23 protein-coding genes are annotated in these 25,952 nt (G+C 71.1%); 16 read left to right on the top strand and 7 right to left on the bottom strand.

All coding sequences use genetic code 11. The annotated features are described in order from the left end of the window. Nucleotides 1–17 precede the first annotated feature (17 nt). The 5 genes from AC3WLB_RS13655 to AC3WLB_RS13675 all read left to right on the top strand — a co-directional run bounded on the left by AC3WLB_RS13655 (nt 18) and on the right by AC3WLB_RS13675 (nt 6,021). Nucleotides 18–1,007, top strand: a complete 990-nt coding sequence (locus tag AC3WLB_RS13655) for a Gfo/Idh/MocA family protein (protein ID WP_492506828.1) — start codon at nt 18–20, stop codon at nt 1,005–1,007. After that, entirely contained in the window at nt 1,004–1,990 is a 987-nt protein-coding gene (locus AC3WLB_RS13660) for a Gfo/Idh/MocA family protein (protein ID WP_492506830.1), read from the top strand. The genes AC3WLB_RS13655 and AC3WLB_RS13660 overlap by 4 nt, the downstream gene beginning before the upstream one ends. Nucleotides 1,991–2,040: 50 nt before the next feature. After that, nucleotides 2,041–3,642, top strand: coding sequence for an exo-alpha-sialidase (locus AC3WLB_RS13665; RefSeq protein ID WP_492506832.1), 1,602 nt, complete (start codon nt 2,041–2,043; stop codon nt 3,640–3,642). Nucleotides 3,643–3,718: 76 nt separating this feature from the next. Then, nucleotides 3,719–4,318, top strand: a complete 600-nt coding sequence (locus AC3WLB_RS13670) for an RNA polymerase sigma factor (protein WP_492506834.1) — start codon at nt 3,719–3,721, stop codon at nt 4,316–4,318. Continuing rightward, nucleotides 4,315–6,021, top strand: coding sequence for a hypothetical protein (locus AC3WLB_RS13675; protein WP_492506836.1), 1,707 nt, complete (start codon nt 4,315–4,317; stop codon nt 6,019–6,021). The genes AC3WLB_RS13670 and AC3WLB_RS13675 overlap by 4 nt, the downstream gene beginning before the upstream one ends. Nucleotides 6,022–6,097: 76 nt before the next feature. Here the strand turns inward: AC3WLB_RS13675 and AC3WLB_RS13680 are convergent, their stop codons facing one another. Then, nucleotides 6,098–6,775 carry a hypothetical protein gene (locus AC3WLB_RS13680; protein WP_492506838.1) on the bottom strand — a complete coding sequence of 226 codons (678 nt, stop codon included), beginning with the start codon at nt 6,773–6,775 and terminating at the stop codon, nt 6,098–6,100. A 14-nt stretch (nt 6,776–6,789) separates the two neighbouring features. Then, the gene (locus AC3WLB_RS13685; protein WP_492506840.1) at nt 6,790–7,626 is read right to left on the bottom strand and encodes an alpha/beta fold hydrolase; all 837 of its coding nucleotides are present in this window, start codon (nt 7,624–7,626) and stop codon (nt 6,790–6,792) included. 52 nt (nt 7,627–7,678) lie between these two features. Here AC3WLB_RS13685 and AC3WLB_RS13690 point away from each other — a divergent pair, with 52 nt between their 5' ends. Beyond that, complete coding sequence (locus AC3WLB_RS13690) at nt 7,679–8,098, top strand: MarR family winged helix-turn-helix transcriptional regulator (RefSeq protein ID WP_492506842.1); 420 nt, start codon at nt 7,679–7,681, stop codon at nt 8,096–8,098. Nucleotides 8,099–8,110: 12 nt separating this feature from the next. Here AC3WLB_RS13690 and AC3WLB_RS13695 read toward each other — a convergent pair whose 3' ends face one another. Further along, nucleotides 8,111–9,022, bottom strand: a complete 912-nt coding sequence (locus AC3WLB_RS13695; protein ID WP_492507285.1) for an SDR family oxidoreductase — start codon at nt 9,020–9,022, stop codon at nt 8,111–8,113. A gap of 56 nt (nt 9,023–9,078) precedes the next feature. Here AC3WLB_RS13695 and AC3WLB_RS13700 point away from each other — a divergent pair, with 56 nt between their 5' ends. Further along, a complete protein-coding gene (locus tag AC3WLB_RS13700; protein WP_492506844.1) occupies nt 9,079–9,660 on the top strand; it encodes a TetR/AcrR family transcriptional regulator in 582 nt (193 codons plus the stop codon). 270 nt (nt 9,661–9,930) lie between these two features. Here AC3WLB_RS13700 and AC3WLB_RS13705 read toward each other — a convergent pair whose 3' ends face one another. Further along, nucleotides 9,931–11,313, bottom strand: a complete 1,383-nt coding sequence (locus AC3WLB_RS13705; RefSeq protein ID WP_492506846.1) for an HNH endonuclease signature motif containing protein — start codon at nt 11,311–11,313, stop codon at nt 9,931–9,933. 526 nt (nt 11,314–11,839) lie between these two features. On the opposite strand from AC3WLB_RS13705, the gene AC3WLB_RS13710 reads away from it, so the two are divergent. From AC3WLB_RS13710 to AC3WLB_RS13730, 5 genes are all read left to right on the top strand, one after another. Beyond that, nucleotides 11,840–12,493: a dihydrofolate reductase family protein gene (locus AC3WLB_RS13710; RefSeq protein ID WP_492506848.1), complete on the top strand. Its 654-nt coding sequence runs from the start codon at nt 11,840–11,842 to the stop codon at nt 12,491–12,493. 177 nt (nt 12,494–12,670) lie between these two features. After that, entirely contained in the window at nt 12,671–14,386 is a 1,716-nt protein-coding gene (locus AC3WLB_RS13715; RefSeq protein ID WP_492506850.1) for a hypothetical protein, read from the top strand. A 108-nt stretch (nt 14,387–14,494) separates the two neighbouring features. Beyond that, nucleotides 14,495–15,709 (top strand): serine hydrolase domain-containing protein, encoded by a 1,215-nt coding sequence (locus tag AC3WLB_RS13720; RefSeq protein ID WP_492506852.1) that lies wholly within the window; start codon nt 14,495–14,497, stop codon nt 15,707–15,709. Beyond that, complete coding sequence (dacB, locus tag AC3WLB_RS13725; RefSeq protein ID WP_492506854.1) at nt 15,706–17,334, top strand: D-alanyl-D-alanine carboxypeptidase/D-alanyl-D-alanine endopeptidase; 1,629 nt, start codon at nt 15,706–15,708, stop codon at nt 17,332–17,334. Before AC3WLB_RS13720 ends, dacB begins: the two co-directional genes overlap by 4 nt. 29 nt (nt 17,335–17,363) lie before the next feature. Next, complete coding sequence (locus tag AC3WLB_RS13730; protein WP_492506856.1) at nt 17,364–18,635, top strand: serine hydrolase domain-containing protein; 1,272 nt, start codon at nt 17,364–17,366, stop codon at nt 18,633–18,635. 48 nt (nt 18,636–18,683) lie between these two features. On the opposite strand, the gene AC3WLB_RS13735 is transcribed toward AC3WLB_RS13730, so the two are convergent. From AC3WLB_RS13735 to AC3WLB_RS13745, 3 genes are read right to left on the bottom strand one after another with little or no spacing between them, the layout of a single operon-like run. Continuing rightward, entirely contained in the window at nt 18,684–19,349 is a 666-nt protein-coding gene (locus AC3WLB_RS13735; RefSeq protein WP_022897368.1) for a response regulator transcription factor, read from the bottom strand. Continuing rightward, nucleotides 19,337–21,079 carry a sensor histidine kinase gene (locus AC3WLB_RS13740; protein ID WP_492506858.1) on the bottom strand — a complete coding sequence of 581 codons (1,743 nt, stop codon included), beginning with the start codon at nt 21,077–21,079 and terminating at the stop codon, nt 19,337–19,339. The genes AC3WLB_RS13735 and AC3WLB_RS13740 overlap by 13 nt, the downstream gene beginning before the upstream one ends. A gap of 50 nt (nt 21,080–21,129) precedes the next feature. Next, nucleotides 21,130–21,783 carry a TetR-like C-terminal domain-containing protein gene (locus AC3WLB_RS13745; RefSeq protein ID WP_492506860.1) on the bottom strand — a complete coding sequence of 218 codons (654 nt, stop codon included), beginning with the start codon at nt 21,781–21,783 and terminating at the stop codon, nt 21,130–21,132. Between the two features lie 99 nt (nt 21,784–21,882). Between AC3WLB_RS13745 and AC3WLB_RS13750 the strand changes: the two genes are divergently transcribed. From AC3WLB_RS13750 to AC3WLB_RS13765, 4 genes are all read left to right on the top strand, one after another. Next, a complete protein-coding gene (locus AC3WLB_RS13750; protein WP_492506862.1) occupies nt 21,883–22,332 on the top strand; it encodes a DUF6069 family protein in 450 nt (149 codons plus the stop codon). 130 nt (nt 22,333–22,462) lie between these two features. Further along, nucleotides 22,463–24,205 carry a DUF4407 domain-containing protein gene (locus tag AC3WLB_RS13755; RefSeq protein ID WP_492506864.1) on the top strand — a complete coding sequence of 581 codons (1,743 nt, stop codon included), beginning with the start codon at nt 22,463–22,465 and terminating at the stop codon, nt 24,203–24,205. Nucleotides 24,206–24,406: 201 nt separating this feature from the next. Then, nucleotides 24,407–25,306, top strand: coding sequence for a polysaccharide deacetylase family protein (locus tag AC3WLB_RS13760; RefSeq protein ID WP_492506866.1), 900 nt, complete (start codon nt 24,407–24,409; stop codon nt 25,304–25,306). Between the two features lie 57 nt (nt 25,307–25,363). Beyond that, nucleotides 25,364–25,927 carry a nuclear transport factor 2 family protein gene (locus tag AC3WLB_RS13765; RefSeq protein ID WP_492506868.1) on the top strand — a complete coding sequence of 188 codons (564 nt, stop codon included), beginning with the start codon at nt 25,364–25,366 and terminating at the stop codon, nt 25,925–25,927. Nucleotides 25,928–25,952 lie beyond the last annotated feature (25 nt).

Here is a 25,952-nt window from a genome sequence, read left to right on the forward strand (position 1 = left end):
CGGGGCGGGGTGGCGCAATGAGGTCGGTCGGCATCGTGGGCACCGGTGCGTTCGCCGCCGTGCATGCCGACGCTCTGGCGCGCCATCCGCTCCTTCGTCTGGTCGGCGTCGCGGGGGCCGCGCCGACGAGCGCCGATGTCCTCGCCGCCGAGTACGCCGCGCGTTCCTATCCCGGCGCGCAAGCCCTCTTCGACGATCCCGCCCTCGACGCCGTCATCATCGCGACCCCGCACGCGACCCACGCCGAGCTCGCGACTGCCGCGCTCCGTGCCGGCAAGCACGTCCTGATCGAGAAGCCGGTCGCGGTGACGACGGCCGAGGCGGATGCGCTGAGCCGGGTGGTCGCCGCATCCGGCGCCCGGGCGATGGTCGGTCACCTCATGCGCTGGGCGCCGGCGCACGCGCAGGCCCGCGCGCTGCTCGACGGTGGGGCGATCGGCGAGGTGGTGGCGGCGGAGAGTCGCCGCGTCATCCCCTGGAACGCGGCCGAGCGCCGCCCCTGGCACCTCGACGCCGCGGCGGGCGGCGGGATGTGGCTCGTGCAGGGCGTGCACGTGCTCGACCAGCTGCGCTGGCTGCTCGGCACGCACCCCGATCGGGCTGTCGGCACGGCCGCGACCCGCTTCCATCCTGGCCAGACCGCCGATGACTTCGGCACGGCCTTGCTCGACTACGACGGAGTGGAGGCGTCGGTCACGATCGCCGGCGTCGCCCAGGGTCCGGCGGAGGTCTCCACCGACGTCTACGGCACCCGCGGTGTGCTGCGCGTCTCCCATCGCGGCCTCCTCCAGGTCGACACGGGTGCAGGCTGGCAGAACCGCCTCGTCGAGCCGCAGCCACCCCTCGACCACTGGGCCGCCACCCTCGACGGCGAGCTGGACGAGTTCGCCCATGTCATCGACGGCGCCGATGCCGCGACCGACCTCGCTTACGGCCGGCAGATCCTCGCGACCGTCGAGTCGGTGCGCCGCTCGCAGGAGTCGGGCCGCTGGGAGGCGGTCGCATGACCCGCGACTTCGTGATCCTCGGTGCCTCGCACTGGCACGCGCCGTGGCACCTCCGCTCACTCGAGGCGGCCGGGCAGCGGGTGGTCGGCCTGAGCGACCCCTCGCCCGCGGCGCGGCGTGCGCTGAGCGAAACCGGGCCGCTCGGGTACGACTCCTGGCAAGAGGCGCTCGACGCGCATCCGGACGCGATCCCCGTCATCCTCACCCCGCCCGCCGACACACCGCCGGTGCTCGACCTCGTGACGGCGGAGCGTCGCCCGTTCGTGCTCGAGAAGCCCGGCACGGTCGATGCCGCGGCGCTCGAACCGGCCGCAGCAGCGGTCGCCGCGCACCGCATCCCGACCCTCGTCCCGCTGGTGAACCGCTACGCCGACTTCTGGGCTGCCGTCGACCGCACCGACCTCCGCCGCACCTGGACGCACGCGCACTTCCGCATCATCGCCGGCCCGCCCGACCGCTACCTCCGCGACGGCGTGCCTTGGGTGCTCGACCCGGTGCGCTACGGCGGCGGCGCCCTGCGCAACCTCGGGGTGCACGCGGCGGATGCGATCGCCGAGCTCGTGCACGGATCGATCGGCCCCGAACACCTCCGAATCCGCTCGGCGCAGCTCTCCCGCTCGCTGCACCACCTCGCCGTCGAGGACTTCGCCCTCGCCACCCTCGTGACCGCCGACGGCCGCACCATCACGATCGAGGCCGGCTACGCGATGCCGGCCGAGAACGCGCCCGACAAGGAGTGGCGCCTGCACGGGCCGGGCGAGAGCGTCGCCGAGTCGAACGGGCTCGTGATCGTGCGGGATGCCGCGGGCGTACACACGGCGGAGAGCGCTCCGTCGTCGGCGCAGTACCTCACCTTCGGGCACACGATGGCGGCACTGGCGACGCTTCCCGACGGCGGTTTCGTCGATTTCGCCGGCGTGCCCGAGTTACTGGCGGCGCAGCGTCTGGTCGACCGGATCTACGCGGCGGCAGAGACCGTCTGAGACATCCCGTACCGGATTCACCCCATCGAACAACGAGCAAAGGAGCTGCAGTGACGATCGCAACGACACACCGGTGGAAGAGATGGGCGGCGACGGTGCTCGCCACGGCCCTCGTGGTTGGCGCCCTCAGCGCGGCCGGCCTGGCGGGCGCGGCCCCCTCCGCCACGGCCGCCGACCCGCAGCTGCTCGAGAAGAACACCGTCTGGGCGGCCGGGTCGGGGTCGGTGGCCTCGCACCGCATCCCGAGCCTGGTGGTCACCACGGCCGGCACGGTGCTCGTGGCCACGGAGGCCCGCACCACGAACGGCGACGACGATCCGCACCACCTCGTCGTGAAGCGCTCGACCGACGGCGGCCAGAGCTGGGGCGCCGATATCACGATCGAGGCCAGCACGGCGGGGGAGTCGTGGGCGAACCCGACCCCCGTCGTCGACCAGAGCACCGGTCGCATCGTCCTCTTCTACGCCCTGAACCACGACAACGTGAGTTCGCAGGTCTTCTACCGCTCGAGCGACGACGACGGCGTGACCTGGTCGTCGCAGGTCGAGGTGACCTCGCTGTTCGACGGCAACCCGGAGGGCTGGACCTTCCACCTCCCCGGCCCGGGCCACGGCATCCAGCTCGCCGACGGCCGGCTCCTCGTCGAGGTGTGGCATCGCAAGTCGGTGACCCTGCCGGCCGCGTCGCGCGCCTACGGCGCGACGGTCGTCTACAGCGACGACGGCGGCGCGACCTGGGAAGCGGGCGGCGGCCCGGCGCTCGACACGGCGTACCCGATCGGCGAGGCCGGCGTCGAGCAGCGCGCCGACGGCAGCCTGCTGATGCTCGGCCGCTACTCGGTCTCCGGCACCCACAGCCGCATCGGCGCCGTGAGCGCCGACGGTGGCGAGACCTGGTCGGATGCGTTCCTCGCGGCCGGCATCCCCTCGGCCACGACGGTGCAGGCGGGCTATGCGCGCTTCCGCGCCGACGGGGACAGCGTGTCGCGCCTGCTGTTCAGCCGGCCCGTCGGAGCGACCACGCGCACCGACCTCACCCTCGCCGTCTCCTACGACGAGGGCGAGAGCTTCCCGGTGGAGCGGGTGGTGCAGTCGGGAGCAGCCGCCTACTCCGACATCGCGACGCTCGACGACGGCACGATCCTGGTGCTCTACGAGGTGGGCTCGACCGTCCAGATCGCGCGCCTCAACCTGGAGTGGCTGACGAACGGCACCGACTCCGTCGACGACGGACCCGCCGTGACCCGCACGGTGATCGAGGCCGAGGGCCTCACCCGCACGGCGAGCGATCCGACCTCGGTGGTCTCCGATCCCATCCTGAGTGGCGGCGCGTACGTCGAGCTCGACGGCTCGGCGACCGGTGACTACCTGGATGTCGCGTTCACCGCCCCGGCCGCGGGCACTTACGACCTCGGCATCCACTACCTCACCCGCAACGACCGCGCGAACTTCGCGGTGACGGTGGACGGCAGCCCGGCCGCGGCCGGTTCGCCGGTGACGGGGTACACGAGCATCCGCAAGTACCCGGTGGCCGACCTCGGCGCGGTGACGCTCACGGCCGGCACCCACCATCTGCGCCTGCAGGTGACGGGCAAGTCGTCGTCGTCGAGCGACTACCGCATCGGCCTCGACTACCTCACGCTGTCGCAGTAGCGGGGCATGCTGGACGCACCCCCGGGAGGATTCCACGAGAATGGAACCCTCCTGGGGGCAGCGGACAGTAGAGGGTATGGGGACGGAATCTCACGACGAGGCGGCCGACTGGGCCGCCGCGCTCACGGGTGACTCCGCCGCGTTCGGCCGCGTGTTCGATCGCCATCGCGATCGGGTGTTCGGGCAGGCGCTGCGGCTCATCCGCGATCCGCACGATGCCGAGGATGCGACGGCGCTGGTCTTTCTCGAGGCGTGGCGCAAGCGTGCATCCGTGCGGGTGATCGACGGGTCGGTGATCGGCTGGCTGCTGGTGGCGACGAACCACGTCGTACGCAATCTCGCGCGCAGTTCCCGGCGCTATCGGGCGGTGCTCGAGCGCATCCCGAAGCCGTCGGTCGACGACGAGCCGGACTTCTCGGATGCGGTGGGTGCGCGGATCGATCAGGTCGCGCGCGACGCCAAGGTGCGGGAGGCGTTCTCTCGCCTCTCGGAGGCCGACCAGAACGTCATCACGCTGTGCGTGCTCGAAGATCTGACGACCGGGCAGGCCTCGCGTGTGCTCGGCGTGCCCGTCGGCACGGTGAAATCGCGCCTGTCGCGCGCCAAGTCGCGGCTCGCCGTGCACACGAGCGAGCTGCTCGATCCGTCCACGAGTGTCACCGGAGGTGTGAAATGAGCGAACGTCCTCGATTCGATGAGACGCGGAGCGCCGCCATCCGGGCCGCGCTCGTGGCGACGGTGGAGGAGTCGCCGCGGCGTGACCGCCGGCGCCAGGTGCGCGTGGCGCTGGCGGCGGTGCTGGCCGCGCTCGGCCTCGGCCTCGGCGGCACCGCGGTGGCGTTCGCGGTGACCGGTGTCTCGCTGTTCGGTGATGGCGGGATCACGGCGGCGGCACCTCCGACCTCTGCCTCGCCCACGCCGACCCCCACTCCCACGGCGACGGATGCTCCGCCCACCGCGGCCCCGCATCCAGTCGTGCTGACGGGGGAGCTGATCGCCCCGCACGACGTGCTCACGCAGCCGGCGGTGAGCCCGGTCTGGTCGCTGCAGCTGCCGGGCGCGGGGGACATGTGCGAGTACCCGCGGGTGATCGACGTGGCCGACGGCTACGCCCTGGTGCAGACCGGCCCGACGACCCCGCCGGAGGATTCGGTCTACGACTGTGATCTCGACGCGAGCCGGTTCTCGCTCACCCTGCTCGACACGAGCACCGGTGTGCCGGTGTGGAGTCGCGACTGGTCGTGGGCATTCACCTACGGTGACCAGACCACCGCGACCTTGCTCGGCACTTCGGGTCGTGTGCTGGTGTGGGACGTGCTCGGTGGGCCCGGCCCGAAGGAGGTGCTCGACCTGGCGACGGGTTCGACTCTCTCGTCGGTGACGCTTCCCGACGGGTTCACCGTGCGCGACCTCAACGCCGTGCCGGGCGACTCGGGCGACGTCACGTTCGTGGCGCAGAAGCTCGATGCGCCGGGAGCGCCGACCACGTCGTGGGCGGTGGAGCGCGCCGACCCGCGCGATCTCGCGAGCCCGCGCTGGTCGGTGCCGTTCGATGCGCAACGGGCGAACACCCCGCCCATCACGAACACGAGCTCGATCCTGCAGGTCAGCCACTGGTACGACGGGCAGCCCTCGGTGCTCGACGTGTACGACGTCGATTCGGGTGCCGTGATGGCCGGTGGGACGACCGGTCGCGACTATGCGTACTACGACGGGTTCACCCTCCGCTCCTCCGACCGCATCGATTACCAGCGAGCCCGAACGGTGGCGGGCATCGACGACGCCGGCAACGAGGTGTGGAGCCGTTCGCTCGACGCGGGCTACGCGGTGGCGCCGGTCGACCTCATCCCGCGGCAGCCGGGACGTGACATCCCGCGGGTCTCGGAGGTGCTGTTGATCGGTCCGGGCACGCAGCTCGAACTGGTCGACGGCGCGACCGGGCAGTCGCGGTGGACCGCTGACGGGTCCGGATGCACGAAGGGGGCAGGGCTCAACAGTCCGGCGCTCTCGACGTTCGGTTTCACTCTGGCGGCCGACGGCGTGATCGTGCAGTCCGGCGAGCAGGGCGGCTTGTGCGGATTCGACGAGGCGACGGGTGCGCCGGTGGATGTGTCGCAGCGGCCGTCGGACTTCGTCGGAGCGCAGGGCGCGCTCGCCCAGTACAGGTTGGACGGCGCGCTCGGAACGGGTGGGCTCTACACCTCGAAGTGGCAGACGCCGCCGCCCACGCCGATGCCGCAGAGCGGCACCGGAACCGCGTTCGATGCGGTGACCGGAGCGCCGCTGTGGAGCATCCCGGCGTACTACGACGAGCGGTGGGCGTTCGCCGGGGGTTACCTCGTGGGGTTCTCGCAGGGCCGGGTGTTCGGCATCGGCTGAGCCGGTACCGTTCGGAGCTCGCGGCGAGTGATCTCTACCGGCCGGGCTCCTGCCGCCTCACTGGTCGCAGGGCGTGCTAGAAAGGCAGGTTGCGGGCGTCCGGTGGCGCGATGACGATACCGGTGATCTTGCCGGAGCCGTTGTAGGCCACGCGACCGATCCATTCGCCTGTCTCGTGTCGCAGCGTGGCCTGGACGATGATGCCGGTGCTGAGATGCCGATTCGCGAATCGGCTGAGTGTCGTGCTGCCGTCAGGCGTCCGTGCCGTCACATCGACGCATTCTTCGAGTCGGCCGGAGTCGTCCCGGATCTGGTGCCAGACGCTCATGAGTCTGCGTCGGGTGAGCGCGCGGCCGCAGGCATAGGTCATGTGCGCACGCACCGCTTCGTATTCGTCGGCATCCAGTTGGGTGAAGACCTCGACCGTGCGGGCCAGCAGGTCGGTGCTCTCCTCCGTGGTGGTCTCGTCGGCGCCACTGCCGAATCGCTTGAACGCGGCCTGCCGGCTGATGCCGAGTTCGGTGCCGATCGCCTGCCACGACACGCCCCGCGATCGGGCGATGGACACGAGCTCTGACAGACGGTTCTGCGAACGTCGCGTCAACTCGTCCGCTTGCCCGATGATCGGCAGTTCGTCACCGGATCGCTCAGGACCGGCTTCGACACGCGAGGCCAGTTCGGAAAGGGTCGACTCGTTCGACGATGTTGAGCTGCTCATGTGATGAGGGTAGGGATAATCGGGTGTGCGCGTCAACTAGAGGATGACATTCACAGGCGCTGTCGTGGTTCGAGGCGCACCGTTGTGCTGGCGCCCGCTATCGGCTCCCGCGCTGCGGCGAGGAACGCGTCGACGGCTGCCCAGGTCGCCTCGGGCGCCTCCAGGTGCGGCAGGTGGCCCGCCTCCTCGATCTGAACCAACTCCGCACCGGGCACCGCGCGTGCCAGCGCCCGCCCGTACCCCGGTGTGACGATGCGGTCGCTGGCTCCCCACACGACGAGCAGCGGGGTGTCGGGGGAGATGCCGCCCAGCCGCCCGAGCAGTCCGGGGTCGCTCATCGTCGCACCGGCGATGGTCGCCATCGCCCGCCCGTTGCCCGCCAGCACGGCGCGCTGCTCGTCGCTGAGGCCGGCGGGGTCGATGTACCCGCGATCGGGGTCGTGCCAGGCGTGTTCGGCGAGCTCGCGTGGGCTGAGGGCGAAGAAGTCGGCGGCGGGTTCGTCGGGCACCTCGATGCCGACCGAGTCGATCACGATGACGGGACCGAGGAGCCCCGCGAACCGCTCGTCGCCCGCGGCCTGCACAGCCATCTCCAGCGCGATCCACCCGCCGATCGACGATCCGACGACGGCGACGTCCTGCTCGCCCCGCTCCCGCAGGAGTTCGAGGTACGCCGTCGCCAGCTGACCCACCGAGGTGAGGCCGGCGGGTAACGGTGTCCCGTCCCACCCCGGATGCGTCGGCGCGAGCACGTGCCGCGTGGCGGCGAGATGGCCGACGATGGGCGCCACGGTGCGGGGGCCGCCCCCGCCGTGCAGCACGAGTGCGGCGGGAGCGGTCGTTGTGCCCTGTTCGGTGAGTGGTGCGTGGGCGATGTGTTCAAGCATCCGATGTCTCCATATCAACATATTTATATAAGTGTGCTGATACAGTAACACCATGGCAACCGATCTGGAACTGCTCGGCCAGGCGATCAAGCGGGCACAGTACCGCAACCACCGCACGATGGATGCTGCGCTGCGCGAGGTCGGCGTGAGCCTCGTGCAGTGGGATGCGATGCGGGCCATCGCGAACGCGCCCGGCGCATCCGGTCACGAGTTGGCGGTGGCGACCTTCCAGAGCGACCAGTCGTTCGGCACCCTCGCGACGCGGTTGATCGCGGGTGGGTGGGTCACGCGGTCCTCCGGTCGGGGGCGCCGGCTCGAGTACGCGCTCACGGAGAGGGGGGAGGAGGTGCTCGACGCCGGACGTGGGGTGGCATCCCGGATGCTGCCGACGCTGTTCGCACCGCTCGACGAGCGCCATCGGGCAGCGCTGTTCGAGGCTCTGCGCCTGTTGGAGGCGGATGCGGCGGCTTGACCGGCCTGAGGCTCAGGGTTCGACGTTCTCCAGGTCCGCAAGCAGGCTCGGCCGGGTCGGCTCCCACCCGAGCTCGGCGCGGGTGCGTGCGCTGGAAGCGGGCTGGTCGGCGGCGAACACGGGACCGATCGGTCCGAAGCTCTCGACCGGCACCGATTCGACGGGCAGTCCGAGCCGACGGCCGATCACGGTCACCATGTCGAGCACCCTGTCGCCCTCATCCGCCACCGCGTGCCAGGCGTGTCCCGCGGGTGAGTTCTCGAGCGCCAGCCGGAACAGCACGGCGGCGTCGAGGGCGTGCACGGCAGGCCAACGTTGGCTGCCGTCGCCCGGGTATCCGGCCACGCCGGTCTGGCGGGCGATCTGGGTGAGCAGCCCTGCGAATCCGCCCTCTCCGTTGTTGTGCACCGTGCGGGGGAGGCGGATGGCTGAGGTGCGTACGCCGCGTTCGGCGAGCGCGAGGATGCGGTTGACCGTCACGCCTCGTCCGCCGACCGGGCCGCCCGTGGGTAGTGGGTCGTCTTCGGTCGAGGGTCGGCCGTCGGCCTGAGGGGTGCCCGATACGGTGACGAGCGGTTTGCCCGTGCCGATCAGTGCGTCGCCGAGGGTGGTGAGAGCGGCGGTCTCCTCGGCGATGTTCTGGTTGAGGGCTTCGGGTGTGCTGAAGTCGTTGCCGAAGGCGAGGTGGATGACCCCGTCGGCCTTCTCAGCCTCGCGGCGAAGCAAGTCGAGGTCGACGAGGCTGCCGCGAACGGTGTCGGCGCCGGCGGCGGCGGCCTTGGCGGCGGACGCGTCGGAGCGGGTGAGGACGGTGACGGAGTGGCCGGCGGAGAGCAGTTCGGCGACGACCGCCGACCCGATCAGGCCGGTGCCGCCGGTGATGAAGACGCGCAGGGGAAACCTCCACGGTGTGATGCGACTAATGTCTCATCACAGTAGCACCCTGATGAGACACATGTCGCATCGCGTAGACTGAGCGTGTGCCCAGATGGAAACCGGATGCGCGGGAGCGCCTCGTCGAGGCCGCGCTCGACCTCTTCACCGAGCGGGGCTACGACGAGACGACGGTGGCGCAGATCGCCGAGCGGGCAGGGCTGACGCGGAGCACGTTCTTCCGGCACTTCACCGACAAGCGTGAACTCCTGTCGGCGGGGCAGGAGATGCTGAGCACGCTGCTGGCCGAGGGCATCGCCGCGGCGCCGGAGAATGCGTCGCCGTTGGATGCGGTGGCGAGCGGCCTCGATCGTGCATCCGGGGCGATGACGGAGTTCAACCGCGGTCTCGGCCCGCGTCTCCATGCGGCGATCGAATCCAACGATGAGCTGCGGGCCCGCAATGCGATGAAGACCGTCGGTCTGGCGGCGGCGATGTCGGATGCGCTGCGTCGCCGCGGTACGTCGGAGGCGGCAGCGCAGGTGGCGGCGGAGCTCGGGGTGCTGGCGTTCGGCCTCGGTTATCGCCGGTGGTCCGACCCAGAGCGCGACGATGCCCCGGGCGACCTGGTCACACATACGAGGGCAGCCTTCGCCGAGCTGAGGGCGGCAGCAGCCGAGCTCCGCTAGCACGACGCGAGCGTGGAAGGTTGCAAGCGCCGTCCAGAGGTGTCGGAATCTCGATCAGCCAGCCAGCCAGCCTGCCGTGTCGTGACCCGACCTGGCGCAATCCTCTCTAGGTGACGCCTCTCGATTCAACCATGGTTCATTGAGGGCAAGCGCGAAGCGCGCGGCAGCCTCTGTCGGGGTGAGACGTTCGGGGTGCTGTTTGTTGACGTGCTGCCGCGCGCTGCGCGCTTGCCGAAGATGTTCCGTGGTTGCGTTTCCGGGCGCGCCGGATTAAGCGGCTGGCCGGTTGATGGTGCGTCGGCGGGTGGTCGGGATCGGGGCCTGGGTGATGTCGATCCACCTCGGCGGTATGAGGTGGGGGACGCCTTTGAGCATGATCAGTTTCCACGCCGCACGGTGGAGGTGGGAGTGGTGGAAGTGACACAGCAGCACGCCGTTATCGATGTCGGTTCGGCCCGGCGGGTGATCGTCATCCCCCCACTCATCGACGTGGTGGGTTTCGCAGAAGGAGGGTGGCCGGTCGCAGCCCGGGGCGACACAGCCGCCATCCCGGGCGGCGAGGGCCCGGTTCTGCGCCGGAGTGAAGAACCGCTTCATCTTCCCCTGGTGAAGCACCTCGCCGCGGTCACCGAACACCGTCACCGCCGTTGGGGACGAGCAGCGCATCTGCGCGATGGTCGACGCCGGGATCGGGGCGTCGATCCCGTCGATCCACCCCACACCGCGGCCGGCCTCGAGGTCGTCGAGAGTGATATGCACGTTCACGGTGGTGGTGGCCCCGTTCAGGCGCGGCATGTCCGCGGCGCCCGCGGCGCGCGCGATCAACTCGGTCACGGTGTCCGCATTCTTCTGCGCCTGACTCCGCATGTCGGTCATGACCATCTCTGCGACAGCTTCCTCGTCGGTGAGGAACCGGGGCCCGGTCACGCGGGGGCTTTGCATCGCCTGGATACTCGCCAACCACACCCCGCCCTGCTCCGGCGTCAACGCGAACTTCCCCCGGATCATCCCATCCGAAGCCTGCGCGATCGTCAACGACCTCTGAGCTTGCAACACCTCATCCCGCGGCTCCGCACCATCGGGGTCGATGACTTCGCGGAGGTGGATGGCCAACTTGTGGGTCTCATCTGTGGTGAGGTGCAACGCGACCGTCTCATCGACCAGGGTCTGTTCCGCGCCGGCCACAACGTCAGGGGCGCATCCCCGGGTGGCCAGCGCACCGCACTCCTTCACGATCACCGCCGCCGCCTCCACACCCACCGTGCCGTCATCCAGGGCCGCTCCCACCGCGGGGAACGGGGCGGGGCCTTCGCCGCCGCCGAGGAGCATCGCCCCTCGCAGTCGCTGCCCGAGCTCGAGCCGCGCCTTGCACTCCCGCGCCGATGCCCCCGTCACGTTCGCGACGAGCTTCACCGGGCTGGTGAAGTTCAACGACCGGCTCAGCCCCTCATCACCAAGCTCACTCCGCGACCGCACCCCCACCTCACCCGCAACCCGCACCTGCACCCCCGACACCACCCGGCCCACCGCCTCAAGAGCGGCCATCACCTCCAGCAGCTCCTCGTCAGAGACCCCACCCAACCCCGCCCCGACCGCGCCCGCGACATCACGGAGATCGGTGACGATCTCTCGGAGTCGGGCAGCTGAAGTCATACTGATATTCTATCATCAATCAGTGACGAATGCTCGAATATCCGAACACGCATTCGACCAGAGTGGGACAGCGCGCGCGAGGCGCGATCCCTCTGTTTCGCCCGTGTAACACGCTCGTAAAAACCACCACCTCTCCCGACCCGACTCTTGACAGCCCAGCGTCGCGTACACCAATCTGACCACACGGTACGAAAAAACGTACCAAGTGGTACACGGAGATCAACGACACGGGGGAGGTGACGGATGCCAAGCAGCCGCGGCAAGAAGAGCAAGCGCGACGTGCTCCTCGACAAGATCATCGACCAGCTCATGACGAGCGGGATCAGTGACCTGACTGCGGCTTCGACCTGCTGTGCTCGCGCTTCGGTGATAGTCATGATGCCTCCTGGTGCCCGATTGTAGTCGGAGCCGCCGACAAGGCGCGGGCAGTTGGTGCAGCATTCCCTCGCACGGATGACGCAGGTGATCGCCGGCCGCTCGCGCCGGGAGGATGTGGACGGCGTACACATGCGGGTAGGCTCGGAGCATGACGAAGCTGCGTGTTCACAATCTTGCCGTCTCGATCGACGGGTTCGCGACCGGGGAGGGGCGCACCTTCGAGGCGCCGTTCGGGCACGCGGGGCACCGGCTGATGGGGTGGTTCTTTCCGACCCGCTCGTTCGGCAGCATGAGCGGGCACGGTGACGAAGCGTACGGGCCGGGCACGACGGGCGTCGACGACGCCTTCGCCGCGGCGACCAAGGCGGGGATCGGCGCCGAGATCATGGGCCGCGGCAAGTTCGGGCCGCAGACGGGGCCGTGGGAGGACGAGACCTGGCAGGGCTGGTGGGGCGACGAACCGCCGTTCCACTCGCCCGTGATCGTGCTGACCCATTACCCGCGGCCTGACATCGTTCTCGGCGAGACCACATTCCTGTTCCGGAATGTGTCGCCGCAGGAGGCACTCGCCGAAGCGACCGAGCTCGCCGGCGGCCTCGACGTGCGGCTCGGCGGAGGGCCGACGATCGTGCGTGAGTTCCTCGAGGCGGATCTCGTCGACCACATGCACATCGTCGTGTCACCGATCGTGCTCGGGCGCGGGGTGAGTCTCTGGGAGGGGCTCGAGGGTGTGGAGGAGCGATTCGCGGTGGAGGCGGTGGCGTCGCCGACGGGGGTTGTGCACTACGTGTTCACGCGGTGAGACACGGGGCATCAGCGCGCTGAAGGGTGCGTGAGGCGGGCGCGGGCTCGGCGGGGCTGCGAGGCGAAGCGGTGCTGACGCCGCGGGCGTGGCGGGTGTGCGCTGGCGCGGTGATCGTGGCTCGCTCTCAGAGCGGTGCCAGGCAACACCGATGACGATGGGGTAGCTTCGCTCCTCGTGTCGGACGGTCGTGATCTCCCAGAGCTGAGCCCGCGCGGCGGACTCCTCGTGCGGGAGGCCGATCTCGGCGCGCGCACGCGGATCGGCGGCGGTGCGACGAGCGACGTCGAGCGGCTCGACACCTTCACCGTGCCGGGATACGACGGCGGAGTGGCGTTCGTGCGGATGCGGGATGCAGCCGGCGCCGACGACGCGCTGCGGCTCGGGCGGCTCGCCGCGTGGCGTGACGGGCTCGACCCGCGTGAGCGCGCGACGCTCGACGGGGTCGCCGCGTGGCCGCTCGCCGCGGTGACCGACGATGACGGGGCGACGCTGGGGTGCCTGGTGCCGCTGGCCGCGCATCCGTTCTATTACGTTCCCGCGGGGGAGCGCGAGACGAGCAAGGCACCGCAGAGCGCCAAGTGGCTCGTGGTCGCGCCCAAGCGCGCGCGACGGGCGGGAGCGGAGGCCGTCGCCGAGCGCGACCTCGTCGCCCGCTGCACCGTGCTCGCGCGGATGTGTCTGCTGCTCGACCTGCTGCACCGGCACGGGATCGTCTACGGCGACCTCTCCGACCGGGCCGTGCTGTTCGGGGCGGGCGAGGTGCCGACCGCCTTCGTGGTCGGCTGCGAGGGGGCCGCGTTCGCCGACGCCGCCGGTCGCGGGACGGCCGCCCAGCGCAACAGCGTGGGCTGGGTGGCGCCCGAGACCGTGGAGTCGGGGGAGGGGGAGAACGGGCATCCGGACGCCGTGCTCAAGGCGGCACCGTCGGTGCAGAGCGTGGCGACGGACCGGTACAAGCTCGGACTTCTCATCCTGCGCGTGCTCGCACCCGCGGGCGACGGACTCGAGCGCAGCCGCGACGCCGCCCGCCTTCGCAGCGTGCTCGACGACACGGGCGAACGGATGCTGCAGCGCGCGCTCGGCGAGGCTCCAGGTGAGCGGCCGAGCGCGGCGGACTGGTACACGTACCTGCGCGGAGTGATCGTGCAGAACCTCGAGGCGCCGGTGATCCGGAGCGTGGTCGTGAGCCCCGCGCTCGTGGCCGAGGGCGACGAGGTGTGGCTCGACGTCGAGCTGGCGGGCGCGCAGCAGCTCACCATCGAGTTGCCGGGGCGCGCCGACATCACACGCGAGGTCCGCGGCCGCACGGTGTCGGAGCGGTTCACCGCGCGGCAGAGCGGGCGCATCCGAGTGCGGGCGGCGAACCCGCACGGCGACACGGTCGCGCTCTCGAACACGGTGCGGGTGCTGCCGGTGCCGACACCGGCGCAGGTCGTGGTCGCGGCGCCGGAGATTCCCGGGTTGCTCGGCGTGATCCCCGACTTCGCGGCACTGCAGACGGGGCTGGCGATCGCGACCGCTGATCGGCTGGCCGCCCCGCCGGCCCCAGCGGTGGCGTCGCCCACGCCGGCCGAAGAAGCGGATGCGCGTGCCGACCGTGCCTCGCGAAGCCGCTCGCCGAGGCGCTCCGCGCCGGCGCAGCAGCCGCCCGTGCCCGTGACCTCGCCCTATGACGCCGTCGCCGCGCTGCGCGAGCGCATCGAGGCCGATGCGGTGCCGCTGAACGACATCCTGCGCCTGGGTGTGGAGGCCGAGCGCGCTTCGCGGGAGCAGCTGCTCCCGTCGTTCAGCGAGGTGCTGGCCGAGGTGCGCGCCCTGCGGAGCCGTGGCCGTGGCCGTGGCCGCGGCACCGGCATCGATGCGGCCGCCGAGCTCGCCGAGGACGACTGACCCGCAGGGGACCCAGGTCTATTCCACCGCCGCATCCGTGCATGACAGCATGGTGACCACAGCGCGGCCGTCATCCAGCAAGGCGGCCGGCAGCGGGAGGCGGGACCCATGGCACACAGCATCGGCGTGCGACGGAACAGGCGGGCAGCAGCGGGGATCGCGGCCGTCGCGACGGCGATCCTGCTGAGCGCCTGCACGGCCGGAAGCGGGAGCAGCGGCAGCACCGAAGCCGGCGCGAGCACTGACGCCCCGGCCCCCGTCGCCACCCGCTCCGCCGCCCCCGAGGGCGAACTGCCCACCGAGCTGCAGTCGAAGCTGCAAGCCGCCGTCGAGAAGGTCATGGCCGACTACGACGTGCCCGGCGCCGCCGCCGGTGTCTGGGTTCCGGGTGAGGGGTCGTGGACGACGGCGGTGGGCCTGGCCGACATCGCCGGCAACGTGCCCGTGACCACCGACATGCAGTGGCCCATCCGCAGCGTCACCAAGTCGTACACCGTCACCCTGCTGCTCCAGCTCGCCGATGAAGGCAAGCTGAGCCTCGACGACACCCTCGACCAGTACGTCGACGGTGTCACGAACGGCGACACCATCACCCTCCGCGAGCTCGCCAACATGTCCAGCGGCAACGCCGACTACGTGGGCGAGGCGTTCATCGCCGACTTCTCCAAAGACCCGTCGAAGATCTACACCCTCGATGAGCTGAACAGCTTCGTGCTGGGCCAGCCCGCCCAGTTCGAGCCGGGCACCGAGTACGTCTACACGAACGCCAACACGAACCTGCTCGGCGCCGTGATCGAGAAGGTCACCGGCCAGGACTACGCCGACGTGCTGCAGGAGCGCATCCTCGACCCGCTCGGCCAGACCGGAACCGAGTACATCCTCGACGCCTCGACCTGGGCCGAGCCGCACCCCACGGGTTACCAGCCGGCCGACGACGGAACGCAGGAGCCCCAGACCGAGAACTCCTCCATCCTCGGCGCCGCCGGTTCGCTCTTCTCCACCCTCGACGACGGGCGGGTCTGGGCCGAGACACTCGGCTCGGGCGCTCTCCTGAAGCCCGCGACCCAGGATGAGCGAGAGCAGGGCCACCAGATCGCCTCGCCGCCCTACGACCAGTACGCCCTCGGCATCGGCGAGACGAACGGCTGGTGGGGGCACAACGGCGAGGGCGTCGGCTTCACCGCCGCCACCTTCCATGACAACGCCACGGGAGCCAGCATCGTCGTGTACATGAACGAGTCGAACGTGGCCGGGCGCGCGCATCCGGCCGACCAGGCCTTCCGAGCGCTCGCCGAGGTCCTCGCGAACGGAGCGAGCAAGTGACCCGGCGCGGCCTCACCCGCGCCGGTGCCGGGCGCACCGCCGTGGTCGTCGCCGTCATCGCCGCCGCTGCGGTCACGGCCGGCTGCACCGGCACGCCGAGCAGCAGCCCCACCCCGAGCAACGCGAGCGGGGCCTACCGCCCCGGTCAGGTCCCTGGGCTTCCGGATGCGGCACTCGACGTCATGAACCAGCCGCAGTACGCGCAGGGCCGCTGGCTCATCTCGGTGGAGGACATCGACAGCGGTGAGACGCTGATCGATCTCGACGGCGACAAGATGGCCGAACCCGGCTCGTTCGTGAAGACCTACAGCGCGGGCGCCGCGTGGGTGAAGTGGGGGCCCGACCACACCGTCAGCACCCCGGTGAAGCAGAACGGCACCGTGAACGGCGGCACCCTCACCGGCGACCTCGTGCTGGTGGGCCAGGGCGACCTCACCATGGGCGGGCGCACCAAGGCCGACGGCACGGTCGACTTCGCGAACCTCGACCACAACGACGCCAACCCGCTGCCCGGCGCCACGCTCACGCCCGAGAATCCGCTCGCGGGGCTCGACGAGCTGGCGGCTCAGGTCAAGGCCTCCGGCATCTCGGCGGTGAACGGCGACGTGGTGATCGACGACCGGTTGTTCAGCGGCGAGCTCGCCGGCGAACCGATCACGCCGACCATCATCAACCAGAATCTGCTCGACGTGCTGGTGACGCCGGGAGCCGAGGGGCAGCCGGCCACCGCGGCCCTCACACCCGCCGTCGCGCCCTGGACGCTCGTCAACCAGGTGCAGACGGTGGCCGCCGGCGGACCGACGAAGGTCACACCGCCGACGCCGTCGCCCGACAACCCGAACGAACTCGTCGTGACGGGCACCATCGCCGCCGACAGCGACCCGGTGCTGAAGGTGTATGTGCTCGACGACACCGAGTCGTTCGCGCGCACCGCATTCATCGAGGCGTTGCAGCGCGCCGGCGTCACGGTCTCGGCGAACCCGACCGCCCCGAATTCAGCCGCAACGCTGCCCGATCAGGCCGCCGTCACCGCACTGCCGACCGTCGCCGCGCTCGAATCCCTCCCGCTCGCCGAAGAGGTGAAGTACACCATGAAGATCAGCTACAACCGGGGCGCGCAGACCTTCATCTGCCGCCTCGCCGCCGAGGCGGGCGACCCCACCTGCGAGAGCGGTATGGGCATCGCGCAGCAGATCTGGGCGGATGCGGGCCTCGACACCCTCGGCGCCTCCCTCGTCGACGGCTCGGGTCTGTCGGGCAACTTCATCACCCCGCAGAACGCGGTCGACATCCAGACCATCTTCGCCAAGCGACCCGACGCCGAGCGGTGGAAGGAGACGCTGCCGATCCTCGGCGTCGACGGCTCACTCGCCGACGTACAGGCCGACAGCGAGTCGGCGGGCAAGGTGTTCGCGAAGACCGGCACGCTGCTCGGGGGCGACTCGTTCAACGGGCGGTACCGGCTGGTCACCAAGACCCTGGGTGGCGTGATGGACACCGAGAGCGGCCGGCACCTCGCCTTCACGGTGATGGTGAACACCGGCTTCTACGACGACCTCGACGGCGTGTTCGAAGCGAACAACGACGTCGGAGCGGTGGCCGCGGCCATTCAGCAGGCGTACTAGTGCGCACTCGACCGCGGAGCCCCCAGCGGATGCGCGCGACCCGGAGCACCACGATCGCGGTCCTCCTGCTGGGCGCTGTCGCGCTCTCGGCGTGCACGGGCTCGCCGGGCTCGGCCCCCGCATCCGCATCCTCGTCGCCGTCGTCGGCCACCGCACCTGCCGGCGACAGCGACGCGGGCGCGGCTGCGACGCCATCCCGGCTCGTGACCCCGCTGGATCAGGACGCGCTGACGGCGATCTTCGAGAGCACCGCGGAGGAGCTCGGTCAGCCGGGCGCCGCGATGCTGCTGCGCACACCCGAAGGTGGGTTCACCGCCACCTACGGCACTAGGACACGGGGCGGGAGCACGCGCGTGTCGGCAGAGGATCACATCCGCATCGGGTCCAACACGAAGACCTGGACGGGCACCGTCATCCTGCAGCTCGTGCAGGAGGGCAGGATCGCCCTCGACGACGCCGTCTCGACCTTCCGTCCGGATGTTCCGAACGGCCAGAACATCACGATCGAGCAGCTGCTCGAGATGCGCAGCGGGCTCGCCAACTACACCGACACGTACGAACTCAACGCCGGTCTCGACGCCGACCCGCAGCGGGCGTGGAAGCCCGAAGAACTCCTGGCGATGGCCTTCGCCCTCCCGCCGACCTTCGCTCCCGGCGCGGCCTATCAGTACTCGAATACCAACACCGTGCTGCTCGGCCTGATCGCCGAGCAGGTCGAGGGCAAGCCACTTGCACTGATCTTCCACGACCGGCTGTTCGCTCCGCTCGGCCTGACCGAGACCTCCTTCCCGGCCATCGACGACACCGACCTGCCCCTTCCGCGCGCGGACGGCTACCACTGGTGGACCAACGTCGGCACCATCTCCTCCACGAAGCTGCCACCGGATCTGCTCGCCCAGGCCCAGGCCGGCACCTTCCAGCCCACCGACAGCACCCTCGACAACCCGTCGTGGGCCTGGTCGGCCGGCGCCGGCATCTCGACCCTCGACGACCTCGCCACCTGGGTCGAGGCGCTCGGCGGCAAAGGGACGCCGCTCCTGAACCCCGAGCTGCAGCGGTCGCGCCTGAACAGCGCCCAGCCCGTCGCCGCCGACGCCCCGGGCGCCTACGGGTGGGGCATCGCGAAGATGGGCAGCTTCTACGGCCACACCGGAGAACTGCCCGGCTACAACTCCTTCATGGGCTACGACCCGGCCACCGACGTGACCCTCGTGGTGTGGGCGAACCTCGCGCCCGCGGCGAACGGGAAGGGCCCGGCAGACGTCATCGCCCAGGCGCTCGTCAAGGCCCTCTACGAGTGACCTCGAGCGCGGGCCGAGCCGGCACGATGCTGGCTCAGCGCTCAGCGCTCAGCGCTCGGCAGTGCCCGCCTCCGAGAGGTAGCGGATGACCGCCAGCACGCGACGGTGGTCGTCGGCGTCGACCGGCAGGCCGAACGCGTCGTAGATCTTCGAGGTGTGCTGCACCACCGCCTTCTCCGAGGTGCCGAGACGCGCCGCGATGTGCGCGTTGCTGCGCCCCTCCGCCATCAGCCCCAGCACCTCGAGCTGGCGTGCGGTCAACGCACCCACCGCGCCACTGACCTTGCTCGCGCGCGAGACGAGCACGGCGACCACCTCAGGATCGAGCGCGGTGCCGCCCGCTTCGACCCGCCGGAGGTCGGCGGTGAAGGTGCGCACATCCGCGATGCGCTGCTTGAGCAGGTAGCCCACGCCGCCCTCGCGGTCGGCCAGCAACTCACTCGCGTACCGGCGTTGCACGTGCTGCGACAGCACCACGACGGCGATCTCCGGATGGTTCTGCCGGATGCGCACGGCCGCGCGAAGGCCCTCGTCGGTGTGGGTCGGCGGCATCCGGATGTCGGTGATCACGAGCTGCGGCCGGAGTCGCGCCACCTCGTGCTCGAGCTCGACTGCCGTGCCGACCGCTGCCACCACCTCGATGCCGTCGTTCTCGAGCACGTGCCCGATGCCCTCACGCAGCAGCACCTCGTCTTCGCCGATCACGACCCGCACGGCAACTCCACCCGCAATCGAGTGCCCGCGCCCTCGGCGGACTCGAGCTCGAAGGTGCCGCCGACGGCATCGATGCGATCGGCCAGACCCTTGAGCCCGGTTCCGCGCTCGATCGCCGCACCACCGCGCCCGTCGTCGGCCACGCTCACCCGGAGCCGGTCGCCGGCCCGGCGGAGCTGCACAGCGACGGTGCTCGCTCCGGAGTGCTTGACCGCGTTGGTGAGCGCCTCCGCCACGATCAGGTAGGCGGTCTGCGCGGTGGCCGGGCTCAGCTCGTCGTCGTCGACGTCGCTGTCGAGGGTGGCCGGTATGGCCAGCCGGTCGACGAGGTCTTCGGCGGCTGCGGTCAGGCCCCGCTCCACCAGCGCCGAGGGCAGCACGTCGTGCACGAGGCGGCGCAGGTCGGCTGCCGCCTGGTCGATGCGCTCCCGCAACTCGGTGGCCGACGCCGCGGTCGCGGCCGGGGTGCCGGGCGCGTTGGCGATCTGCTGCGCTTCGAGCGCCAGCAGCACGAGCTGCACCTGCAGGCCGTCGTGCAGGTCGCGGGCGATGCGGCCGCGCTCGCGGTCGGCGGTCTCCACCAGGCGGAGCCGGGAGAGACTGAGCGCCTCGTTGCTGCGCAGCAGCGCCGCCAGCAGACGCTCCCGGTCGAGGGCGATGGCGAGCACCCGGCCCGCCCGCTGCACCTCCTCCGGGTCGGCGATCATCAGACTGTCGTAGCTGATGGTGGCCACGAGCAGTCCGTCCACCCGCACGTCGTGCCGGCGGCGGGACCCTTCGGCGGCCACCGTGACGGAGTCGGCGGGAAGGTCGACGGATGCGCGGTCGTCGTCGCCGGGATAGGCCACCTCGAGCGACTCGTCACCGAGCGACGCGGCGAGCGCCCGCTGCACCGCCGACCTCGACGACCCCGAGAGACTCAGCCAGGCGCTCAGCGCATCCGTCTCCGCCGTGCTGCCGAAGTGACCGGAGAGGAGACCGGCCAGGAAGGCCAGTGGGATGCCTCCGATGAGCACCAGCTGGGTGGTGCCCACCACCACGAAGTCGGCGCCGAACAAGGGCAGCACATTGGCCGACGCCGGAACCGCGAGGATGGCGAGGATGCCGTAGAGGTAGAGGGGCACGAGCGTTCTGCGGGTTCGCGGCTCGGCTGCGCGCAGTCGTGTCACCAGAAGGGCGGCCGTGACCACCACGACCGCGAGCCCGGCGATCCGTTGCAGCCACGTCGCGGCGGTCAGCAACGCGGGCTGATCGGGAGGCAGGAGATACAGCGGGATCTGGAGCACCAGGCACACCAGGTAGCCCGCCAGAACGGTGACCACGGAGAGCCGGCCGCGCAGCCGGCCCGACGGGAAGGCGTGCAGCAGATGGACGGTGACCGCGATGCTGCTGGTGGCGAAGACCACGCTGAGCGCCTGGAACACCGGCTGGCCGAGGTTACCGACGCCGGTGACGAAGACGGCGAGCGCTCCAACGAGCAGCAGGGCTCCGGTGAGGTTGGCCGGCCGGCGCCACCACGCGGCGACACCGGCCGCCGTCCAGATGAGGAACACGACGGTGAACGCGACGGGAATCCAGAACTCGGCCGGCGCGACCGCCCCGACCACGAGCTGGGTGACACCGAGCAGGAGAGCGAAGGCGGCGACGGCGACGAGGGCGAGCCGCAGCGAGCCGGTGCGGGAGGCGGCCGACCTCAGGCGGGGCGCGGCGGTGCTCGTGCGGGAACCCATGTCAGCGCGAGCATAGACGGGCGGGTGCCGCACTGTCGAGGTCGCTGAGCTCACCCCTCCAGGGTGGTGCGCGAGCGGCGTCGGGTCGATAGACCTGAGTCCCCGTTTCGCGGGGCCGCCGCGAGCAGCGCCGGCAGCAGCACGACGTCGACGAGGTCGGCCACGGTCTCGGGCTCGAGCGAGCGCTTGCGCAGGGAGACGCTGCCGAAGGCCGCCGTCGGCACGATGTTCGCAATGAGGTCGACCCGGGCATCCGCCGGTACCACTCCGCGCCCGATCCAGCGCTCGATCACCGCGACGAGCGTCGCCACGGGCGGGCCGCCGATCGTGCGGTAGGCCGCTTCGCGCAGCTCTTCGTCGCGGCCGAGTTCGCCCAGTACGCTCGCCAGCACAGAGCCCGCGCGTGCATCCGCACCGGCGAAGTGCAGTGCCGCCTCGAGGAGGTCGCCGCGGAGCGAGCCGGTGTCGGGGAGCGGCATCGGCACCTGCGTCGCCCGAACCGCGGCCACCACGAGCTCGACCTTCGTGCTCCACCGCCGGTAGATGGCCGACTTGCCGCAGTGCGCCCGCGCGGCCACGCCCGCGATGGTCGTGCCGGGGTAACCGCTCTCGATGAGCAGGTCTTGCGTGGCGGTCAGGATGCTCCGCTCGACATCGGGGTCGCGCGGCCGGCCGGCGGTTCGAGGGGCGTCATCGGATTCCACAAGACGTCATTGTACCTTTCGGGTCCAGCGAGTACCGTTATTCAATAACGGTTCTGATCGGAACCGTAATCGAGGTGAGTCCCCACCGAAGGAGCCATCATGACCACATCCGCCGTCTCCCACCCCGCGCCCGCGCGATCCTGGGTGCGCACGACGCTCGTCCTCGCCGCCGCCGTCGTGGTCGCGATCGCACTCAACGCCGCGGTCGCCGCCGTGGCGGTCGCCGCCGGCGCGCCCACCGACTACGGTCCGCTGACCGCACCCGCCTTCGCGTCCATGACGCTCGTCGGCGTGCTCGCCGGCTGGGCGGGCTGGTCGATCGTGGTGCGGCGCGCCCGCGATCCGCGTCGCGTGCTCACCGTGCTCGTGCCGGTCGTGGCCGCGCTGACCTTCGTGCCCGATGTGCTGCTGCTCGTGTTCGCGTTCATCCCCGGCACGACGACCGCCGCGGTCCTCGCCCTGATGGCGATGCACCTCGTGGTGCTCGGGGTCGCCGTGCCCGCCTACCTGCTCGCCACACCGCGGGAGCGCCTGCGCCGGGCGGCATAGCCGGCACTCAGAGGGGTGCCAGGGAACACGGATGCTCGTGAGGTAGCTTCGCTCCTCGTGCCGGGAGGTGCGGGCGCGCCCTCGGCGCGCATCCGTCGTTCCGGCCGATGTCACCTCCCGAAAGGTCACGATGGCTCGTCGCTACAACTCCAACCCCGTCTCGAACTTCTTCGCCTGGCTCGGTGGCGCGCGCCTGGACGTGTTGCAGGATGCGCCCGGCGACCGCGCACGGTTCGTCGCGATGGGCGGGGTCATCCTGAGCACTGCGTTCCTCAGCGCGGTCTCGGCGGCGTTCGCGCTGAAGATGGCCGTCGGGGCGCCGATCGCGGTCGCGGTGATCGTGGGGGTGTTCTGGGGGGTCATCATCCTGAACCTCGACCGGCTGCTCATCATCGGCATGGCGAAGCAGAAGGGGGTGGCGCGCAACATCGGGCTCGCGATCCCGCGCATCGCGCTCGCCCTCATCATCGGCACGGTCATTTCGACGCCGTTGACGTTGCAGATCTTCAACGCCGAGATCACCTCCGAGATCCAGGTGATGCAGGCCGAGGACAAGGCGGCGTTCGAGCAGCGGATGGCCGACGATCCGCGGTTCGCCGCCATCCCCGACCTGCAGGCGTCCATCGCCGCGAATCAGGCCATCGTCGACAAGGGGCTGCAGACCGACCTGTCGGCCGACCCGAACTACGCCGCCGCGGTGGCCGCGACCGCTGCCGCGCAGGCGGCGTTCGATGCGGCGCAGGCTGCCTACCTGGCCGAGATCGACGGCACCGGGGGCACCGGCATCCGGGGCGACGGCGCGGTGACGCAGTCGAAGCTCGTGGCGATGCAGGCCGCGCAAGATCGGCTCGATGCCGCGAAAGCCGCCGAGCAGACGGCGCAGGCCGCCGCGCAGACGAACCTGCAGGCATCCGCACAGAGCCGGCTCGACGCCGCCAAGGCGCAACTGGCCGACGACCAGGCGACCCTCGCGTCGGCGCAGCAGGAGCGCGCCGCCGAGCAGGCCGCCTACGACAGCGCGGTCGACAACAGTGCCGGGTTGCTCTCGCGGTTGTCGGCACTGTTCCGGCTGGGCGAGGCGAACGCGCTGCTCAATGTGGCGCACATCATGATCGCGGCGCTGTTCGTGTGCGTCGAGTTGCTGCCGGTGATCGTGAAGGTGCTCTCGAACCTCGGCACACCGACCGCCTACGACCGGATGCTCGACGTGCGCGAAGACGGCGAGGTCGCCGGGGGTGCGGTGTGGGCTGCGGAGCGAGCGCGCGCCATCGAGGCGGAGGCGTCGGTGCAGGTGGCGGTGGCCGAAGACCGGGCGGCGCACCAGGTGGAGTTCGGCAAGCGCATCAACGCCGCCGTACTGGAGCAGCAGGAGGCCGTGATCTCGCGGGCGCTCGAGGTGTGGGGCGGGTACGCCGGCGAGCGGGCTGCCGCGCGGATGGCGGAGTGGGAGGCGTCGCTCGAGGCGGGCGAGGCGCCGGACTCCACGCTACGGGCGGTGGACGGCCGGGGTGCGGATGCGCGGGGCCGGGCCGCGGCGGCGACGGGTATCACCGCCCGTACAGGTGGCGGCCTCGCCGACCCGCGTGACATCGCGCCGACGCGGCCGCTCGACCTGCAGCGCGCCGGGGCCGCGCCGATGGACGCGACCGACGAACTGAGCGCCCTCTTCGACGCCGACACGGCGGAGACGGCGGTCATCGACCGCGCCGACCTGGGCGGCCCGGCCGCCGGTGCCGACTCACCTGGCCCGGCCGCCGGTGCCGATCGTGCGTCGGACGTCGCGGAGCCGCGGCGGGTGCCGACGCGCCCCGTGCCGCGCAACTCCGACCGCGCCGCCTTCCTCCGCCAGGCGGGGCTGCCCGACCAGCTCTGACCCGCGGCCGCGCGTCGGTGGGCGGGTCTGCGTGACCGGCTTCGACGCGGAGGTGGCCGTCGGTCATGCGGCTGCCCGACCGGCTCTGACCCGCGGCCGCGGCTCCAGGTTCCCCCGAACGAGTGGTAGCGACCGCCCGAGCCGCTGCCCTAGCGTCTGGGGGTGGTGGCCGCCGTCCGGCGCCGCCGGCAGGGGAGCACGGTGAGTCCGAGACATGCGCGAGCGCGCCCAGCGCCGGTGCTCGTCGACCGCCGGATGTTCCTCGGTCTGCTGGGCGTGGGCGTCGTCGCCGGGGGAGCGACCGCCGTCGCGGTCTCGAGCGCGGCGTCGCCGACGACGAGCACCGGCGCGGTGAGCGCATCCGCGACCCCGTCGCTGACGCCCACGGCGACTCCGACACCCACGGCCACCCCGACTCCCACCCCGACGCCGACCCCGACTCCCACACCGACACCACCGGCCCTCCCGCCGATCGAAAAGGTCGCCCTACCCGGCGGCGCCATCACGGGCCTGCCCGGTGACGGCAATCTGCTCGCCTGGACGGTCGACGACGGATCGAACGCCGACGTCATCCGCCTCTACACCGAGTTCGCGGCGGCGTCGGGCACGCGGCTCACCTTCTTCCTCAACGGCACGTACCCGGGCTGGACGCAGCACGCCGATCTCCTCCGCCCGCTCGTGCAGTCGGGGCAGATCCAGCTCGGCAACCACACCTTCGACCACGCCGACCTCACCAAACTGAGCGACGCCGACGTGCTCGACCAGTTGCAGCGCAACCACGACTTCATCCTCGCCACTTACGGGGTGGATGCGCGGCCGTACTTCCGCCCGCCCTACGGCTTCCACGACTCCCGGGTCGACGCGCTCGCCGCGAGCATCGGGTACACCTGCCCGGTGCTCTGGTACGGCTCGCTGTCGGACTCGGGGCTCATCACCGAGCAACAAGTCGTCGACTTCGCCACGCAGTGGTTCCTGCCCCAGCACATCGTGATCGGGCACCTCAACTTCGCACCCGTCACCAACGTCTTCCCGCAGCTCCAGGGCATCATCGCCGAGCGGGGCCTCCGCACCGTCACGCTCGACGACGTCTTCCTGCGCTGAGCGGGTCTGGCCGCAGGCGGCCGGATGCCCGGTGCTACGGTGAGGGTCGTGCCACGGATGTCACCCCGACCCGGTCGTGCCCTGCGCCGCCGTCAGAGCGCCGGCAGCGCGGATCCAGCGCTGGAGCGGCGGCTGCGCGACCTCGAAGACCGTGCCGAGATCACCGCCCTGATCGCGCGCTACGGACCAGCCGTCGACTCGCTGCAGGCGGCCGAGGTGGGAGCGCTCTGGGCGGAGACCGGGGAGTACGCGTTCGACGACACGGTGCTGCGGGGTGCCGCCGTCGGAGCCCTCGTCGATCTGCCGCAGCACCGTCAGCTCGTGGCCAACGGCTGCGCCCACGTGCTGACGAGCCCGCGGATCGACCTCGCGGGCGACCGCGCGGTGGCGGTCAACCACTCGGTGGTCTTCGAGTTCCCGCCGGCTGCCCCGCGCTCGGCGTCGGGCGCGCCGGCGGTGGACGTCGAGCCGAGCGGCGCACCCGGCGGTTGGCTCGCCGTGCGCGTGAGCGCCAACCGCTGGCACCTCGTGCGCACGCCCGCGGGCTGGCGTGTCGAGTCGCGCACGAACCGCCTGCTCGACGGTGCCGCGGCCGCCCGGGCGCTCCTCGAGCCGCTCTGACGCGCCAGGCAGTGACACCGAGCGC

Source organism: Herbiconiux sp. FW305-C-125 (genome assembly GCF_058783455.1).

What these genes read in the sequence shown, in the direction of transcription:
- AC3WLB_RS13720 (WP_492506852.1), top strand. Translation starts at nt 14,495, where the DNA reads ATGGCACACAGCATCGGCGTGCGACGGAACAGGCGGGCAGCAGCGGGG.
- AC3WLB_RS13655 (WP_492506828.1), top strand. Translation starts at nt 18, where the DNA reads ATGAGGTCGGTCGGCATCGTGGGCACCGGTGCGTTCGCCGCCGTGCAT.
- AC3WLB_RS13755 (WP_492506864.1), top strand. Translation starts at nt 22,463, where the DNA reads ATGGCTCGTCGCTACAACTCCAACCCCGTCTCGAACTTCTTCGCCTGG.
- AC3WLB_RS13750 (WP_492506862.1), top strand. Translation starts at nt 21,883, where the DNA reads ATGACCACATCCGCCGTCTCCCACCCCGCGCCCGCGCGATCCTGGGTG.
- AC3WLB_RS13660 (WP_492506830.1), top strand. Translation starts at nt 1,004, where the DNA reads ATGACCCGCGACTTCGTGATCCTCGGTGCCTCGCACTGGCACGCGCCG.
- AC3WLB_RS13740 (WP_492506858.1), bottom strand. Translation starts at nt 21,079, where the DNA reads ATGGGTTCCCGCACGAGCACCGCCGCGCCCCGCCTGAGGTCGGCCGCC.
- AC3WLB_RS13765 (WP_492506868.1), top strand. Translation starts at nt 25,364, where the DNA reads ATGTCACCCCGACCCGGTCGTGCCCTGCGCCGCCGTCAGAGCGCCGGC.
- AC3WLB_RS13710 (WP_492506848.1), top strand. Translation starts at nt 11,840, where the DNA reads ATGACGAAGCTGCGTGTTCACAATCTTGCCGTCTCGATCGACGGGTTC.
- AC3WLB_RS13730 (WP_492506856.1), top strand. Translation starts at nt 17,364, where the DNA reads ATGCGCGCGACCCGGAGCACCACGATCGCGGTCCTCCTGCTGGGCGCT.
- AC3WLB_RS13670 (WP_492506834.1), top strand. Translation starts at nt 3,719, where the DNA reads ATGGGGACGGAATCTCACGACGAGGCGGCCGACTGGGCCGCCGCGCTC.
- AC3WLB_RS13705 (WP_492506846.1), bottom strand. Translation starts at nt 11,313, where the DNA reads ATGACTTCAGCTGCCCGACTCCGAGAGATCGTCACCGATCTCCGTGAT.
- AC3WLB_RS13690 (WP_492506842.1), top strand. Translation starts at nt 7,679, where the DNA reads ATGGCAACCGATCTGGAACTGCTCGGCCAGGCGATCAAGCGGGCACAG.
- AC3WLB_RS13685 (WP_492506840.1), bottom strand. Translation starts at nt 7,626, where the DNA reads ATGCTTGAACACATCGCCCACGCACCACTCACCGAACAGGGCACAACG.
- AC3WLB_RS13675 (WP_492506836.1), top strand. Translation starts at nt 4,315, where the DNA reads ATGAGCGAACGTCCTCGATTCGATGAGACGCGGAGCGCCGCCATCCGG.